Raw genomic sequence first — 16,455 nt, forward strand, 5'->3', positions numbered from 1 at the left:
GGACGGTTGCGGCAATCAATTTGTCGGTGAGAACGAGCTTCGCCGTGTCGATCGCGTCAAACGGCAGCTTGTACTCCACACCTTCCTTATCCGAAATCGTGACGAGGTCGCCGTCGATGCCGACGAGGTCGCCGTTGAAGCGCTGACGCCCGTCGCGCTTTTCCTTCAGCGCGACCTTGACCTCGTGCCCCGCCCAGTCGGCGAAGTCGGCGCGGCGCGTCAGCGGCCGGTCGATACCGGGCGACGAGACTTCGAGCCGGTAGGCGACCTCGATCGGATCCTTGCCCGCTTCCTCGAGCGCGTCGAGCCGGTCCGAGATGCGACGCGACAGATCGGCGCAATCGTCGATCGTCAGCTGGCGCGTATCGGGCCGCTCGGCCATGACCTGCAGTGTCGGATCGCTGTCGCCGCCGAAGAAGGCGACGCGCACGAGCGCAAGACCCATCGCCTCGGCTTCGGGCGCGATGATCGCATTGAGGGTGTCGAAATCGACCAAATTCTGTTTCCAATCCGGATGACAGGAGAGCATGTGGGTATAGCCGCCGCGGCCCGCGGCCCCGACGTCCCAACTGGCTGACCATGTCAAGAAGTAGGGCGCATATAGGCTTTGGCGGATGAGTCGGCAAGGGGAGAATGGGCGGAATTCGACTGTCACGGTCGCGGGACGAGCCGGGACCGCCGCGGCCTCACCGATCCGCCGCCATTCCGGCCATACTGGGCATCAATAATATCCAATATCGTTTGCATATTCATTTTTGATCTTTCCCTGTATTGCATAAGTTCGGATTTCGAATCGGGGGAGGGGTTCATGGTTCGACTATTCTGTATTTCGCTGCCCTTTATTTTGGCAGGATGCGCGTTTCCGCAGCAGGTCCAGCGATTTGGCGTCGAGTACAACAGCGCGCTCGAAACCATGTCGAACGAACAGACGCTTCTGAACATCGTCAGGGCCAAAAACGGCATGCCGGCGCATTTCACTTCGGTGAACCGCTTTACCGGCAATATGAACATGAAGGCGGCGGGCAGCCTGAACGCCGCGCTACGCGGCGAAGGCATCGTCGATACCGCCCAGACGGTCGCCTCGCTCGTCCGGACCGGCGCGCCGCCGAACAATACCGATGTCGAGACGGACAGCCGGACCGATACGCTCGCCATTACCGAGGGCGTCGATGTCTACACCCCGCAGATCAGCGGCGAGATTGCGTCGGGCACGACCTTCGACGTCGCCGTATTCGACGGGCAGAAATTCTTCCAGGGCTATACCGCCGCCCTCCCCTATTCGACGGTCGACAATTTCCTGCAACAGGGCTTCGACGACGAGCTGATCTTCTATCTGATGGTCAGCCGGATCGAATATACGTTGAAAGAAGCGACGCCCGGATATTCGGAAAAGGCCGGAGATGTCATTTCCTCGTTCGAGAACACGCCGCGCGATATCGACAAGTTCGGCTATTTCAGGGACTTTTCCCGCTGCTACTCGCTGCGGACGGCCGATGTTTCGGGCACGCCAGTGTCGATCGCTCCGATGTCCCGCTTTACCCGCGACGCCTTGGGAAGCCCCGTGCCACTCGACCTCAAGCATGTTCTGCAAATCGACGGTGAAAAGTTCGGCCTGGCGCGGCCCGGCGATCCGGACGATCCGTCCGGTCTGGACAAGGATCCCGCCAAGGACGCCAGCGTCCACCTTCAGCGCCTCGCAAAATCCCAGCGACTACCCGGTTTGGCGCGCCGCCCGGGCGTGACGTGCGACAGCAAAGCCGGCGCGGTTCCCGCCGATCTTCTGTTTTCCGCGCCCGGCACGGCAACCGTGGCGCTCCTGAATTCCGGGACGGGCGAATACGAGGGGGTGTCGGCAAAGGTCCAGCCGAGGATCGTGTTTCGTTCACCCGAAGGAATGATACGCTATCTGGGCGAATATCTCAGGGCTTGGGACAAGATCGAGGACCGGCCTTCGCTGAAACTGTCGGACGGCGCGCCCCTGTTCGCACTGACCGACGGACGCGTTCGCGGAGCCCTCGTTTCCGCCGAACTGCTCGGGAAGCGCTACAGCGTCCTCAACGCATCCGGTTCGGTCCGCAACATGGACGTGATCAACCTCGTGCAGCAGGTCGTGAACTTGCAGAAGGAATCGGCAGATAGACCGCTGACCTTGCCAGTCCGCGCCGTTCAATAGGGAGAGGCGATATGAGCCAGGGTCCTCGCAAGACGAAGGTCGGCGATACGCCGTCCTCCGACAGCATGTTGTTTTCCGCGCTGCAGGCCGAAGCCGGCAGCTGCCGGTTTCTTGGCCGCGATCTTCCCGAGGGTTCGAAGATCCGCTGGGAGGGGAAAGCCTATCGCTGCACGGCCGGAAACTGGACCGAAACCGAGTAGCCCTGCCGAACCGAGTGTGGCGCCTGTTCGCCGTGGATGTCGACCGCCCGAGCTGCTAGGCCATTGCCTAATCGTAGCGTTGCAACAACGGAGATATGTCGGTGGAAGGTCAGCTGATCACCGCCCTGCTCTGGTTCTCGATCGTTGCGTGCGGGCTGCTCGCGGGGCTTTATTTCACCTTCTCGGCCTTTGCGATGACCGCCTTCGCGCGCATCGGCGTGTCCGCGGGCGTCGCGGCGATGAACAGCATCAACCGCGTCATCCAGCGTTCGCTGTTCATGCCGCTGTTTGTCGGGTCGAGCCTGTCGAGCCTCGCGCTCGCCATCATCGGCGCGCTGAACTGGAACAAGCCGGGCGCCTGCGCGACTTTGGCCGGGGGCGTCATATACTTCGTCGGCATGTTCGTCGTGACGATGATCTTCAATGTCCCGCGCAACAATGCGCTCGACGCGAGCGACCCCGCCAGCGCCGAAGGGCAGGCGCTCTGGGCGCGCTACCTGAAGGAATGGACGGGCTGGAACCACATCCGTACGCTCGCGTCCACCGCGGCGCTGATCCTGTTCGTGATCGCACTCACGGCGCGCACCTAGAAGGGTGAAACATTTTGTTGGCGTTTCCGCGTATAAGGCGGACTGGCCTGCTTTGCGCGAATCGCGCGCGACGCGCCGACGGAACCCGATGCACGCATGAAGCCCGAACTGACCCTGACCGCCCGCTCGACGTGGCGCGATCCCGTGCCGGAAAAGCCGGCGGGGCCCGGGCACGCCTTCTGGGCGGCGATCGTCGCGGTGGTGGTCGTCGCCTGCCTCGCCTTCCTCCTGTCGAGCGGACAGCTGCGCACGCCCGCCGTGTTCGGCCCGTACAGCGTCTCGGTTCCGCTCGACTTCAAGGCCTATGATCCCGAACGCTGGGCGATCATGAACGCCGGGGATTATGAGGACGCGCTTAAGATCGACCCGACCCTGCCCGATCCCGACAGCGTCGGCTATGGCGATGCCGCGGCGCTGCCGCCGGCCGACCCCGCGCTGCTCCGCGAAGAGGCTTTCGTCGGCCCGCCCGCCAAACCGTATGTCTTTCGCGGCGTCACCGCGCTCGACCGCGAGCGCGCGCATTATTGCCTGACCGCCGCCATCTATTACGAAGCCGCGTCGGAGACCGACGACGGGATGCGCGGCGTCGCGCAGACGGTGATCAACCGCGTCCGCCACCCGAGCTTTCCCAATACCGTGTGCGGCGTCGTCTTTCAGGGATCGCAGCGCGCGGGCGTCTGCCAGTTCACCTTCAGCTGCGACGGCGCAATGGCGCGCGCGCCCGAAAAGCGGAACTGGCTCCGCGCGAGCCGCATCGCCTCGGCCGCGCTCGGCGGCACTGTCTTTCCCAAGGTCGGGCTCGCGACGCATTACCATACGCAGGCGATCTGGCCGCGCTGGGGCAAGAGCCTGGTGATGACGAATATCGTCGGCGCGCATATCTTTCATCGCTGGCGGGGCCGCTGGGGCATGCCCGACGCGTTTCGCGCACCCTACCTCGGCCGCGAGCCGGTGCCCGGCCCCTATCTGCCGCTCGCGCAGCAACTCGCGATCCTGAAGGGTCAGGGCGTCGCGCCCGGTGCGGGGCCCGCCCCGATGCTCGCCGGCCCCGCCGCACCGTTGCCCGATGTCGCCCCGGCGCCGCTACCCGGCACGATAGCGCCGGCCGCAGCGCCCGCGACGGCTCCGCCGGTCGTCGCGCCGACCTACACCGACCCGCGGCTCAACCAGTCGGGCCAGATCCGCGAGGAATTCAGCAAGAGCGGGGAGTGGAAAGGCTGATATTTTCGGCCTAGGCTGCCCGCATCATCACGGGAGGCCTTCATGGGACATGTCAAAGGCATCGGCGGACTGTTTTTCCGGGCGCGCGACCCGGAGGCGCTGTCCGCCTGGTATCGCGAACGGCTGGGCGTAGGCGGCGGGTGCAGTGCGGACGACAGTGTACCGCCGAACCAGTGGGTGTGGAACGTGACCGCGGGCCCGCTGGTCTTTTCGCCCTTCAAGGCCGACACCGACTATTTCGCGGCCGACAAGCAGCACATGCTGAACTTGCGCGTAGACGATCTCGACGCGGTGCTCACGCCGTTCCGCGCGGCGGGCGACGAGATCATCACCAAGGACGAGTGGGACGACCCGGCGGTCGGGCGATTTGCCCGGGTGTACGATCCGGAAGGCAATCCGATCGAGCTTTGGGAGCCACCGGCGGGTTGATAATCTTGTCCGGCTAACGCCCGACGCGACTACCGTCCCTGACTGCGCCAGCGCTTGACGACGCGTTCGAGGATTTCGGCCTCGCCGCCGGTTTCGCGCCACAGTTTCGAGAAGAGCGGATCGCTCGACGCCGGCCGCTTTTCCTCCTCGAGCGTGTCGAGATAGACGCGGATCGGGATCGACACGCCTTCGCCGCAGACGATGCATTCGCGATTGCGCAAGGCCGGGATCGAGTCGATGAAACCACGCGCACCTTCGGGCATCGCCGCCTTCACGAAATGCTGATCGCGCTCGTTGTTGAGGCGCATCGAAATGATCGTGCCGCACTGCGACAGCACGCCTTCGGCCAGATCCGACGGACGCTGGGTGATCAGGCCAAGCGATACGCCGTATTTGCGGCCTTCCTTCGCGATGCGCTCGAGAATCTTGCGCACCGCCTGCCCCGTTCCGACGTCCTTCGACGGGATATAGCGATGCGCCTCCTCGCAGACGAGCAGGATCGGACGCTGCGGCTCGCCACGCGACCAGATCGCATAGTCGAAGGTCAGCCGCGACAGCACCGCGACAACGACGCCGGTAATGTCCGACGGCACCCCCGATACGTCGATGATCGAGATCGGCCGGCCGTCCGACGGCAGGCGGAAGATCTTGCCGAGGAAGCCCGCCATCGTGTCGGCGACGAGCATCCCGGAGAACATGAAATTATAGCGCGGGTCGGCGCGCATCTCCTCGATCTTGCCCTTGATGCGCATGAAGGGCGCCGACGAGGTCGCCTTGTCGAGCTTGCCCATCTCGTTCTGCAGGATGTTGAGCAGATCGGAGAGCAGATAGGGGATCGGCGAATCGACCGTGATCTTGGTCATGCCTTCGGCGAGCCGGTTCTTCATGCGCGCCTGCAACAGACAGCGCGCGAGCACGTCGCAATCGGCCTGGCGGTCGCGCCCCTCGGCGGTGACGAAGACTTCGCAATGTTCCTCGAAGTTCATCAGCCAATAGGGCATGGCGAGATTGTCGACGTCGAACAGCGCGCCGGTGCCCTTGAAGGCAGCCGAATATTCGCCATGCGGATCGACCATCACGATATGACCCTGCGGCGCGAGTTCGCAGATCTTGTGGAGGATCAGTGCGGCGCTGGTCGACTTGCCCGTACCCGTCGAACCGAGCAGCGCAAAATGCTTGCCGAGCATTGCGTCGACATAAAGCGAACCGCGGATATCCTTGGTCGGATAGACGGTGCCGATCTCGACATGCGCGCGCTCGTCGGCGGCGTAGATCTGTTTGAGGTCGTGGCTCGTCGCGGCGAAACACTGGCTGCCCGGGATCGGGTAGCGCGTCACGCCGCGCCGGAAATTGTGGATGCGCCCGGTAATCTTTTCCTCGTCGCCTTCGCCGAGGAAGTCGATCGTCGCGACGATCAGCCCTTCGCTGCGCTCGTGCAGTTGCTGGTCGCGGATGCTGGCGAGCAGCCAGGTGTTGCCGACGCGGATCTTCACCTGCGCGCCGACCTGTCCCGCCATCGCCACCGCGGCGTCGCTCGACGACGCCAGATTTCCGAGTGCCGCCGAATCGAGCAGGATGCGCGATGCGGAGCCCGAAATATCGACGACTTCGCCGATCAGCAGCTCGTCGCGATGATGATTGGCCGCCGGCGCGACCGGTGCCGCGACGCCGCCGCCGGCAAGCCGGACGTGTTGCGCCGCCGTCAAATCCCCGGCGCCGAAGCCGCCACCCTGCATATCCATATATCCCGCCCCGCCTGTTGTGGTCCCGGTTCGATCTATCGCAGAGGAGGGTAAATAGGGCGTGAACTCAGGTAAAAAGCTTGCGGCTAGCGACGGCGGAATACGGCCGAAGCGCCATAGCCGAGCGCGAGCGACAGAAGCACCGCCGAGAGTCCATAGAGAAAGCCGTGACGCTGCGCGGCGAGCGCCACGAAGCGCTCGAACCCGGCCTTGCGGATCTGGACATCGCGCGACGCCACCGCAAGGACGCGGCCGCGGCTGATCAGATAGGTTTCGGCGCGGTAGGTGCCCACCGGGACGCGCGCGGGCACGGGAATGCGGGCACGGTAGAGCACGCCTTCGGTGATCTCGACCGCGGACGGATTTTCGACGAAAAGTCCCGAACGCCGATAAAGATCGGTCAACCCCGCCTCGAACCGCTCGAGCTTTTTCGCCTCCGAAAACCCCGACGGCGACATCGACAGATTGGCGAGACCGAGTTCGAAGATCGCCGCGGTGCGTTCGTCGACCAGCTTGTCGACCGGGCGCGACGAGCCGATCGCGTAGAAACCCGGCGACGTGCGCAGGCGGATGCTGCTGGCGTTGACCCAGATCCCCGCGACACGCCGTTTTTCGCGCAGCACGATCGGGCGCACCGGCCCCTTGAGCACGACGACGATGTCGGCGCGATCGTCGGGCAGCCGCTGGCCGGGATAGAGGATCGCGCCAAAGAGCAGCAATTCCTCGCCGGTGAAACTGTACTGGATGTCGATCGCACGGCTCGACACATCGGGCACCAGCCGCGGATCGGCCGCGTGAGCTACCGCGGGCGACAGCAGCGCCGCGAGCGACAGAAGCATGGCGCGCGCCGCGCTCATTGCACCGTATAGATTTCTTCGGGGCGAATGAAGAGATCGACCCCCATGCGCAGCGCGACGAGCAGCACGATCGCGGCGAGCGCCATGCGCAGATATTCGGGCTTCACCTTTTGCGCGAAGCGCGCACCGACCTGGGCCCCGATCACGCTGCCGAGCAGCAGCAGTCCCGCGAGCACGATGTCGACGGCGCCGGTGGTGAGCGCGTGGACCATCGTCGTCGCGATCGTCACGAACAATATCTGGAACAGCGACGTGCCGACGACGACCTGCGTCCCCATACCGAGCAGGTAGAGCATCGCGGGCACCATGATGAAGCCGCCGCCGACGCCGAGCAGCATCGTCAAGACGCCTCCGACCAGCCCCAGCAGCAGCGGCGCAAGCGGCGAGATATAGAGGCCGGAGCGATAGAAACGCCAGCGCATTGGCAGGTTCGCGACCATCGGATGGTGACGCCGCTTGCGCGCGGGTGCGGGCAGCCCCGCTTGCGCGGCTCGAAAGCTTCCCCACGCCTCGCGCCCCATGAAGCTGCCGACGATACCCAGCAGTGCGACATAAAGGATGTTGATCGCCGTATCGATCTGGCCCCAGGCGGTGAGCAGTTCGAACAGGCCGGCGCCGATCAGCGAGCCTAGCAGGCCGCCCGCGACGAGCACCCAGCCCATGCGCAGATCGACCCCGTCGCGTTCGAGATGCGCCATCACCCCCGACACGCTCGCTCCCGTCACCTGCGTCGCGGCCGATGCCGCGGCGACGGTCGGCGGGATGCCGTAAAAGATCAGCAGCGGCGTCGTGAGGAAACCGCCGCCGACACCGAACATGCCCGACAAAAAGCCGACCCCGCCACCAAGAAGGATGATGACCAGCGCGTTGACCGACAGATTGGCGACAGGAAGGTAAAGGTCCATGGGCCCCGATTGCGCTCAGTGGCGCTGGAATCGCGCCGATTCCAAGGACCCTAGACCATTTTTCCGGCGCGGGGAATCGGCGGCGGCGGCTAAATTTTACCGCTCTCTAGAAGTCGCTCGCGAGAGTCAGCGCAAGGCCGCTTTCGGGGCGCGTATCGCCCGCTACGCGCTGACGCCAGTCGAGCGCGATCCGGCTGCCCTCGCCGACCTCGGGCAGGCGCAGGGTCAACCGCGGGCCGACGTCGACGCGCGCCGCCCCGGGCTGTATCGCCCCGGCGGCAAGGGCGCCGACGCGCAGCGATGCCGCGTCGGGACCCAGCGGGCGGTCGACGACGACCGCGGCGTCGGCAAAGCCATCGCGCCGATGCGCGCCGACGACGCCCGCCTGCGCATAGGCGTCAAGCCGGAATCCCGCCGGCAGGGCAATATCGGACACCCCGCCGCTGGCCATCACGGCGAGCGCGCTGCGTCCTTCGCGGCCCGCGGCGACGCGCTGCTCGATCGCGACATCGACCGGCAGATCCGCGAGCGGCGCGAACGCGAGGCCAAAGGCGACCTCGCGCTGCGCCGGGCGCTGCACCGCGATCGTCGCACGGCCATAGGCGCGCACCCGGCCAGCATCGCCGAAGCCATAGGCCAGACGAAGTCCCGCCTGGCTGCCGCCGAGTTGGCCCGCCGCACCGATCGCATCGGGAGCAGCGCCGGCCCCGTCGCGCAGATAAAGCCAGCCACCGAGCGACCAGCCCGAAAGCTGTCGCCGGATCCAGAAAGGCTCGCCCTGCCCGGGATCGGCGCGCGTGGCGGGCGAGAAGGGAAACCATTGCGTCCCTCGCGAGCCGATCGCCGCGTGGACGGCGGCACCCGGGCGCGGCGGCAGCAATCGCGCCATCAGCGCAAGCCGCAGGCTGTGGCGATCGGCCGCCAGACCGGCAGCGGCGGGCCCGTCTGCCGCTGCCGGCTGTATCGTGGCCGGTGAAGGCAGCGCCGCCGGACCTGCGTCAAGGCGCATATCCTCCGGCGTCACATCCGGGGCAGGCGCGCCGGCGGCAAGCGTCGGACTTGCGCGAAAGCTGCCGCCGGTCGCGAAGGACGACGGCGGCATCCAGCGTTCCGGCATGGCGTCGGGCGACACCGACATCGCGGGATTCCACACCATCATGACCCTGAGCGCGGCCCAGCCGCCAACGCACAGCAACAGGAAGCGCAGCGCCGGCGCATCGCGGCGCGCATCGGCATCCGGCGCCATCATCGCGCCGTTCTCCGCACGAACGCGTCCTCATGGATCGCCTCGCTTCGGGGGTGATCGGTCTTGTCCCACACCACCTCGCCCGATCGCAGCATCCGCCAATAGAGGACCACCGCGCGGCGTGCGGCGAGTATCGCGATCAGGTTCGCGAAAAAGGCGCGCGGCAGAGCAACTATCGCCTCGCCAAGGCCGTACCAGCGCGCGGTGAAGTGTCCGCGCATTCCGAGTCGCCAGCAGAGCAGCAACAGGTTGAAACTCAGGAGCAGCCGCATGCCATCGCTGATGACGATCTCTTCCCAGCCCAGAAACGCCTGCCCCGCGAAGCCCAGCGCCATGACGATCACCCCGGCATAGGCGGCAAGGAGGATGAGCGCGGCAAGCGGCGCGCGGCGATCGCGCCACAGCATCCAGCGCGCGCACCACGCGCGGCTCGCCGACAGGCCCGCCTCATCCCGCCGCGAACCCGGCCAACCGAGATGATCCCATCCGGCGAGCGCGATCCCCGCGATCCAGCGCGACTTTTGAACCACCGCCTTTTCGATCTTGCCGGGAAATGCGCCCCGCGACACGATCCGTTCGCCCGCCGGCCCGACCGTATCGACGAAGCGCGTCCCGAGACCATAGGCGCCGATCAGCATCCCGACCTCATAGTCCTCGGTCAGGCTGTCGCAGCGAAAGGGCTCGCCGCCGCGTTCGATCGCCAGCAGCGCCAGCGCGCTGCGTGTCAGCGCGCAACCCACGCCCGCCGACGGCAACGGCAGGCCCAGCGCCGAGCGGACCGCCAGTTCCTTGCCATGCGCCTCGGCGAATTCGTCGGCATAATGACCGCCGATCCAGCGCTCCGTGCGCCTGATCAAGGGCACGACGGGGATCTGCACCATCGCGTCCGCGCCAAGGTGGCGGCGATAGAGCCGAAGCTCGTCGGCATGGACATGATCTTCGGCATCGTGGAGGACAACCGCCGCAAAGCGCATGCGCTCGGCGCGCTCGTCCTCGCCCAACGCCGCCCAGAGCCGGTTGAGATTGTCGCCCTTCGTCGTCGGCCCTTCGCGGCTGCCAATCACCAGCCGCAGCCGGCTATCGCGCGCGACGAGCGGCGATACCGCGAAGAGTGTCGCCGCATCGTTGGGATAACAGCCGACATAGAGCCGAAAATCCTCGCCCTGCCATGCGGCGATCGTCCGGCGCAGCATCGCGGGAAGTTCCGCGGCCTCATCCCAGGCGGGCACGAAAATCGCAAAGCGGCCGTCGATCGGCGCGGTGTTCGGGAAAAGCGCCGACCGGCGGCGACGCGTCGTCAGCCACAAGGCGTCGAACAGCAGGTCGTCGAGCCCCATCAGCAATATTCCGACCGACGCGAAGAGCATCAGTTCGTGGCCGGTTCCGAGCACCAGCCATTCCAGCCATGCGGTCGACAGCTCCAATGTGCTAGCCCCGCCCCCACCGATCACCTAATGTCATCAATATCGATAGTGCTAGTGAACAGGAGGAATTTGTAAAGACGCGCCCCCTCCGTCGAATAACCGTCAAATTCGCTGACAAAATAAGGAAATAGCTTACCCATGACCCGCAGTTTTCCGCCTCGTTCGGCCTTGCGCGATTTTCTCGAAAGCGAAAGCGCGGGCGGAATGCTGCTCATTTTCGCAGCCATTTTGGCGATGATTGTCGCCAATACGCCGCTGGCGACGCTTTATCATGACGCGATTCACGCGGTGACCGGCCCGGTACTGACCGACAAGCTGGGCCCGATGACCGTTCACCTCTGGATCAACGACGGGCTGATGGCGATATTCTTCCTGCTCGTCGGGCTCGAGATCAAGCGCGAGTTCGTCGACGGGAGGCTCGCGAGCTGGGACCGGCGGCGATTGCCATTCATTGCCGCCGCGGCCGGCATGGCGGTGCCCGCTGCACTCTATATCGCTTTTGCCGGAAGCGAGCCCGGCCTCGCGCAAGGCTGGGCGATCCCGGCGGCGACCGACATCGCCTTTGCCATGGGGGTTCTCGCGCTGCTCGGCAAGCGCGCGCCGACCTCGCTCAAGCTGTTCCTCGTCACCGTCGCGATCGTCGACGACATGGGCGCGGTCGCGATTATCGCGCTTTTCTACACCGCGAAGATCAATCTCGTCGCGCTCGGCGCGGCGGCGGCGATCCTGGGCGCAATGTTCGTCATGAACCGTATGGGTGCGAGAAGCCTTGCGCTCTATCTGCTCGCTTTCCTTGCGCTCTGGTTCGCGATGCTGCTCTCGGGCGTGCATGCCACGATCGCCGGCGTGCTCGCGGCGATGGCGATCCCCTTTGAAAGCACCCCCGGCGCGCCCGACAGCCAGACATCGCCGCTGCACCGGCTCGAACATGGTCTCCATCCGTGGGTCGCCTTTGCGATCGTACCGCTCTTCGGCTTTGCCAATGCCGGCGTCGATATCCGCGGCCTCGGCATCGACCAGCTCTTCGCGCCGCTGCCGCTCGGCATCGCGGCGGGGCTGTTTCTCGGCAAGCAGGTCGGTATTTTCGGCAGCGTGTGGCTCTCGGTCAAACTCGGCATTGCGGGCAAGTTGCGCGGTGCGACCTGGCTGCAAATCTACGGCGTCGCGATGCTCTGCGGCATCGGCTTCACGATGAGCCTGTTCATTGGCGGCCTCGCCTTTCCGGGCGATGCGCTGCTGGTCGAGGAAGCGAAGATCGGCATATTGATGGGCTCGCTCGCGGCAGCGCTCATCGGCTTTGCGGTGCTGCGCCTTGCACCGCTGCACCCCGAACACGACACGATCGAAAATGACTCCGACGCCGAAATCGCCGCCGACGGCGATGTGCGTGACACGTCCGAAGCCCCGGTCTAAGCAGCCGGCCATGAACAGACTGATTTCGCTGTCGCTGATCGCCGCCGCAGCCCTCGCCGGCTGCGCCACGACCGACTCCGAGGATCCCGCCGCCAACCCCGGCGTCGCGACGCTTGACGTGCGCCGCACCGCCGCCTCGACGAAGGCGCTCGATGAAATCGCTGCCGCCTATCTTCGCCTCAGCCTCGAGATCGGGACGCACGAGCCGGGCTATATCGATGCCTATTACGGCCCGCCCGAGCTCCAAAAGGCGGCCGAAGCCGCGCCGCGCGACAAACCCGCGCTGCTCGCGGCGACGCGCGCGCTGATGACCGAAGTCGATCTCGCCGCACGGCGTATTTCCGATCCGCCGGCGAAGCGCCGCGCAGCCTTCCTCCGCGCCCAGCTCCGCGCCGCCGAGACGCGGCTGCTGATGATGCAGGGCACGCGCTTCGCTTTCGCCGACGAGGCCGAACGGCTGTTCGGCGTGCGCCCGCGGCTGCAGCCGCTCGCGAGTTACGACGGCGAACTCGCGAAAATCGAGACGCTCGTTCCCGGCGACGGCGCGCTCGCCGACCGCGTCGAGTCCTGGCTCGACGCCTTCACCATTCCGAAGGACCGGCTGCAGAAGACCTTCGACGCCGCGATCGCGCGCTGCCGCGGGCGGAGCGCCGCACATATCCCGATGCCGGCGGATGAGAGCTTCCGGCTCGAATTCGTCACGGGCAAGAGCTGGAGCGGCTATAATTATTATCAGGGCGGATATCACAGCCTGATCCAGGTCAACACCGACCTGCCGATCCGCCTGTCGCGCGCGCTGGATCTCGGCTGTCACGAAGGCTATCCGGGGCACCATCTGCTCAACATGAAGCTCGAGGAAAAGCTCGTGAAGGAGCGCGGCTGGGCCGAATTCAGCGTCTATCCGCTCTACAGTCCGCAGAGCCTGATCGCCGAAGGCAGCGCCAATTACGGCATCGACCTCGCCTTTCCCGAAAGCAGCAAGGCCGATACCGAACGCGACGTGCTGATGCCGATTGCCGAGATCGCGGTGCCGTCCGACGATCGCTACTGGCAGCTCTTGGCGGCGATCAAGCGCGCGTCGGGCGCGCGACTGACGATCGCGCAGAAATATCTCGACGGCGAAATCGACCGGCCGACCGCGGTCGCATTGACGCAGAAATATCTGCTCGTCTCGCCGCAGCGCGCCGAACAATCGGTGAGCTTCACCGACCAGTATCGCAGCTATGTGATCAACTACGGCCTCGGCGAGGCGATGGTGCGCGCCTGGGTCGAACGCGGCAAGCCGAGCCGCGACGAGATGTGGCGGCGCATGGCAAGGATCGTCAGCGAACCCACATTGCCTTCGGACCTGCTCGCGCGCTGACGCGGCGGCGGATCATTCCGCCGCCATCGCCATTTCGACGCGCTGCGGACCGCGGATCACACCGCCGGGGGTCGGCCCCTGCATTTCGCCATCCTTGAACGTCACCACGCCCGACTTGATCGTCGCGACATAGCCGTCGGCCTTTTGCAGCAACCGCTTGCCGCCCGCGGGCAGGTCGAAAGCGAGCCAGGGTTTGCCGAGCTTGATCGCATCCATGTCGATCACGTTGAGATCGGCGAGATAGCCCGGCGCGAGGACGCCGCGGTCTTCCAGACCATAGAGCAGCGCGGTGTCGCGGCACTGGCGCTTCACAGCATGTTCGAGCGCGATGCGCTTGCCCGCGCGGTCGCGGACCCAGTGCTGGAGCATGAAGGTCGGCGAGGCCGCGTCGCAGATCGTCCCGCAATGCGCGCCGCCGTCCGACAGGCTGTTCACCGTATCGTCGGCCGCCTGCAGGTCCTCGAGGAAATTGAGGTTGCCGTCGCGGTAGTTCAAAATCGGGAAATAGATGAAGCCCTTGCCGTCGTCCTTCATCAGCAGGTCATAGGCATATTCGGCCGGCGAAACGCCCGCCGCGGCGGCACGGCCCGCGATGCTCTCGTCCATCTTCGGCTCGTAATTGAAATCGGGGTCCATTTCGAAGTGGACCGGCCAGCCCTCGGCAACGATCTTGAGGAAGTCGATGATGTCGCTTTCGGGCCAGACATTGTCCTCCGAAATCATCCGTGCCCTGAACGCCGGGTCCTTCAGCTTCGCGAGCTGCTGATCCCACGGCAGGTCGATGATTTCGTTCCACGCGGGCTTGAAACGGAACGGGTGCACCGTTCCCTGCCACGCCATGATGATGCCGTTACCGCGCAGCGCAATCTGTGCGACGATGTTCGCACCGGTCGCGTTCTGGCGGCGCATTTCGTCGATCTGCTCCTCGAGCGGCAGTTCCTTGGCGATCGACTGGAGCGCGGCGAAGGTCACCGGCAGCCCCGTTTCGCGGCTGAGATCGCCCATCCATTGAAACTCGTTCCACTCGCGCTTCAAATCGCTCGCCATTTCGAACACGCCATAACCGACACGGCCCATCGCGCGGCCGATCGCGATCAATTCCTCGGCGGTGGCGGTGGTGCCGGGGACAAGCTCGCCGTCGATCGACTTGTGAAGGACAGTGCGACTCGTCGAGAAACCGAGCGCGCCCGCGCGCACGCCTTCCTCGACGATGCGCGACATTTCCGCAATGTCCTCATCGGTCGGAATCGCGCCGGGTTTCTCACGGTCGCCGAGCACATAGGCGCGGACGGCGCCGTGCGGGACGTGGCACGCGACGTCGACGGTGCGCGGCAGCCTTTCGAGCGCGTCCATATATTCGGGAAAGGTCTCCCAGTCCCACGACATGCCCTCGGCGAGCGCGGTGCCGGGAATATCCTCGACGCCTTCCATCAGCGAAATCAGCCATTCGTGGCGGTCGGGCTTGGCGGGCGCGAAGCCGACACCGCAATTGCCCATCACGACGGTGGTGACGCCATGCCAGCTCGACGGCGCCATTTCGGCGTCCCACGTCGCCTGCCCGTCATAATGGGTGTGGACGTCGACGAAACCGGGGGTGACGATCTTGCCGCTGGCGTCGATTTCCTCGCGCGCCGCGCCGAGCTTTTCGCCGACAGCGACAATCCGGTCGCCGTCGATCGCGACATCCGCGACAAAGGGCGCTCCGCCCGAACCATCGACGACGGTGCCGCCGCGAATCACCAGATCATGCATCCCGACTCTCCCGATTTTTAGTTTCAGGGGAAAACCTATCATCAAAATCGCCCGATGCAAATCAGCGCGCCGCGCGCGCGGGAACGCGCTATGATGATCCGATCAAAGCAATGGGAGTCGATGCCATGATCCGCCCGCTTACCCTCGCCATCCTGCTCGCCGTTTCAGCCACGCCGCTCGCCGGACATGAGGCTGCACCAGATTACAAGGCCGCGCTCGCCGATCCCGCACGCCCGGCCGCCGACCGCGAACGCGACGCGGCACGCAAGCCTGCCGGCCTGCTCGCCTTCGCCGGGATCAAGCTCGGGCAGAAGGTCGGCGATTTCGTCATGGGCGGCGGCTATGTCACCCGCCTGCTCGCCGCCGCGGTCGGCCCGACGGGCAAGGTCTATGGCTTCCAGCCCGCCGAGTTCATCGCGTTCAAGAAACAATATGGCGACGATCAGGCCGCGGTCGACGCGGCTTACGGGAATGTCGACGCGGTCGCCGGTTCCTTCGCCGCCCCCGCCTTTCCCGAACCGCTCGACACGATCATCACCGTCCAGAATTTCCACGATCTTTATCTGAAGCCCTTTCCCGAAGGCACGGGCGACAAGGCGAGCGCGGCGCTGTTCGCGGCGCTGAAGCCCGGCGGCGCATTGGTCGTTGTCGACCACAGCGCGGCGAAGGGCAGCGGCACGACGCTGTCCGACAGCCTGCACCGGATCGACAAGGATGCGGTGGTCGCCGCGCTGACCAAGGCCGGTTTCAGGCTGGAGGCGGAAAGCGACCTCTATCGCCGCCCCGCCGATCCGCGCAGCGCCAATGTCTTCGACAAGGAAATCCGCGGCAAGACCGACCAGTTCACGCTGCGCTTTCGCAAACCGGGGTAAGGAATGACCGGCGGCGATCGGGAAATCGACTGCCGGCACGAGGGGATCAAGGGACCGGTGCTGCGCGCGAAATTTGTGCGCAAGCGACAACGAGTATCCGGCCGTCAACCCGGCAAAGGGCCGGGGTCTCGACGATGCATCAAAACCGATAGGCCACGATACCGGCCTTCGCCGGAATGACGGGTTTCGTTATCATGACGTTCCCTTTCCCGGTCCCATATAGCCGAAGAGGAATGCGGCGACTTTACGGATTTGTATTTCCTCGGCG

Annotated in this window: 15 protein-coding genes and 1 pseudogene; 9 read left to right on the plus strand and 7 right to left on the minus strand. The window is 65.4% G+C overall.

Annotation, left to right across the window (positions count from 1 at the left end; all coding sequences use genetic code 11):
- On the minus strand, positions 1-496 hold a 496-nt coding region (rimP, locus tag JHC57_RS15330), incomplete at its 3' end, for a ribosome maturation protein RimP (protein ID WP_294031038.1).
- Positions 497-808: 312 nt separating this feature from the next.
- Between rimP and JHC57_RS15335 the strand changes: the two genes are divergently transcribed.
- The 5 genes from JHC57_RS15335 (at position 809) to JHC57_RS15355 (ending at position 4,613) form a co-directional block, all read left to right on the plus strand.
- Positions 809-2,173 carry a hypothetical protein gene (locus JHC57_RS15335; protein WP_294031039.1) on the plus strand — a complete coding sequence of 455 codons (1,365 nt, stop codon included), beginning with the start codon at positions 809-811 and terminating at the stop codon, positions 2,171-2,173.
- A gap of 11 nt (positions 2,174-2,184) precedes the next feature.
- Positions 2,185-2,373: a hypothetical protein gene (locus tag JHC57_RS15340; RefSeq protein ID WP_294031040.1), complete on the plus strand. Its 189-nt coding sequence runs from the start codon at positions 2,185-2,187 to the stop codon at positions 2,371-2,373.
- Between the two features lie 101 nt (positions 2,374-2,474).
- Positions 2,475-2,963 (plus strand): anthrone oxygenase family protein, encoded by a 489-nt coding sequence (locus tag JHC57_RS15345; RefSeq protein ID WP_294031041.1) that lies wholly within the window; start codon positions 2,475-2,477, stop codon positions 2,961-2,963.
- A 96-nt stretch (positions 2,964-3,059) separates the two neighbouring features.
- Positions 3,060-4,184, plus strand: a complete 1,125-nt coding sequence (locus tag JHC57_RS15350; protein ID WP_294031043.1) for a cell wall hydrolase — start codon at positions 3,060-3,062, stop codon at positions 4,182-4,184.
- Between the two features lie 42 nt (positions 4,185-4,226).
- Complete coding sequence (locus JHC57_RS15355; RefSeq protein ID WP_294031044.1) at positions 4,227-4,613, plus strand: VOC family protein; 387 nt, start codon at positions 4,227-4,229, stop codon at positions 4,611-4,613.
- Positions 4,614-4,642: 29 nt separating this feature from the next.
- Here JHC57_RS15355 and JHC57_RS15360 read toward each other — a convergent pair whose 3' ends face one another.
- The 5 genes from JHC57_RS15360 to JHC57_RS15380 form a co-directional block, all read right to left on the minus strand.
- Positions 4,643-6,355, minus strand: a complete 1,713-nt coding sequence (locus tag JHC57_RS15360; protein ID WP_294031045.1) for a DUF87 domain-containing protein — start codon at positions 6,353-6,355, stop codon at positions 4,643-4,645.
- An 86-nt stretch (positions 6,356-6,441) separates the two neighbouring features.
- Positions 6,442-7,194 carry a TIGR02186 family protein gene (locus tag JHC57_RS15365; RefSeq protein ID WP_294031046.1) on the minus strand — a complete coding sequence of 251 codons (753 nt, stop codon included), beginning with the start codon at positions 7,192-7,194 and terminating at the stop codon, positions 6,442-6,444.
- A gap of 14 nt (positions 7,195-7,208) precedes the next feature.
- Positions 7,209-8,117 carry a sulfite exporter TauE/SafE family protein gene (locus JHC57_RS15370; RefSeq protein ID WP_294031047.1) on the minus strand — a complete coding sequence of 303 codons (909 nt, stop codon included), beginning with the start codon at positions 8,115-8,117 and terminating at the stop codon, positions 7,209-7,211.
- 106 nt (positions 8,118-8,223) lie between these two features.
- The gene (locus JHC57_RS15375; protein WP_294031048.1) at positions 8,224-9,366 is read right to left on the minus strand and encodes a hypothetical protein; all 1,143 of its coding nucleotides are present in this window, start codon (positions 9,364-9,366) and stop codon (positions 8,224-8,226) included.
- Entirely contained in the window at positions 9,363-10,787 is a 1,425-nt protein-coding gene (locus JHC57_RS15380; RefSeq protein WP_294031049.1) for a glycosyl transferase family protein, read from the minus strand. Before JHC57_RS15380 ends, JHC57_RS15375 begins: the two co-directional genes overlap by 4 nt.
- Before the next feature lie 138 nt (positions 10,788-10,925).
- On the opposite strand from JHC57_RS15380, the gene nhaA reads away from it, so the two are divergent.
- Positions 10,926-12,200, plus strand: coding sequence for a Na+/H+ antiporter NhaA (gene nhaA, locus JHC57_RS15385; protein WP_294031050.1), 1,275 nt, complete (start codon positions 10,926-10,928; stop codon positions 12,198-12,200).
- Between the two features lie 10 nt (positions 12,201-12,210).
- A complete protein-coding gene (locus JHC57_RS15390) occupies positions 12,211-13,563 on the plus strand; it encodes a hypothetical protein (protein ID WP_294031051.1) in 1,353 nt (450 codons plus the stop codon).
- Between the two features lie 12 nt (positions 13,564-13,575).
- Here the strand turns inward: JHC57_RS15390 and JHC57_RS15395 are convergent, their stop codons facing one another.
- Positions 13,576-15,315, minus strand: a complete 1,740-nt coding sequence (locus JHC57_RS15395; RefSeq protein ID WP_294031052.1) for an amidohydrolase family protein — start codon at positions 15,313-15,315, stop codon at positions 13,576-13,578.
- Positions 15,316-15,440: 125 nt separating this feature from the next.
- On the opposite strand from JHC57_RS15395, the gene JHC57_RS15400 reads away from it, so the two are divergent.
- Together JHC57_RS15400 and JHC57_RS15405 are read left to right on the plus strand one after the other, a co-directional pair.
- Complete coding sequence (locus tag JHC57_RS15400; RefSeq protein WP_294031054.1) at positions 15,441-16,187, plus strand: methyltransferase; 747 nt, start codon at positions 15,441-15,443, stop codon at positions 16,185-16,187.
- 3 nt (positions 16,188-16,190) lie between these two features.
- Positions 16,191-16,274 (plus strand): annotated as a pseudogene (locus tag JHC57_RS15405) (PhnA protein); the annotation flags it as partial.
- Between the last annotated feature and the right edge of the window lie 181 nt (positions 16,275-16,455).

Source organism: Sphingopyxis sp. (assembly GCF_016463645.1).
Classification (GTDB): Bacteria; Pseudomonadota; Alphaproteobacteria; order Sphingomonadales; family Sphingomonadaceae; genus Sphingopyxis.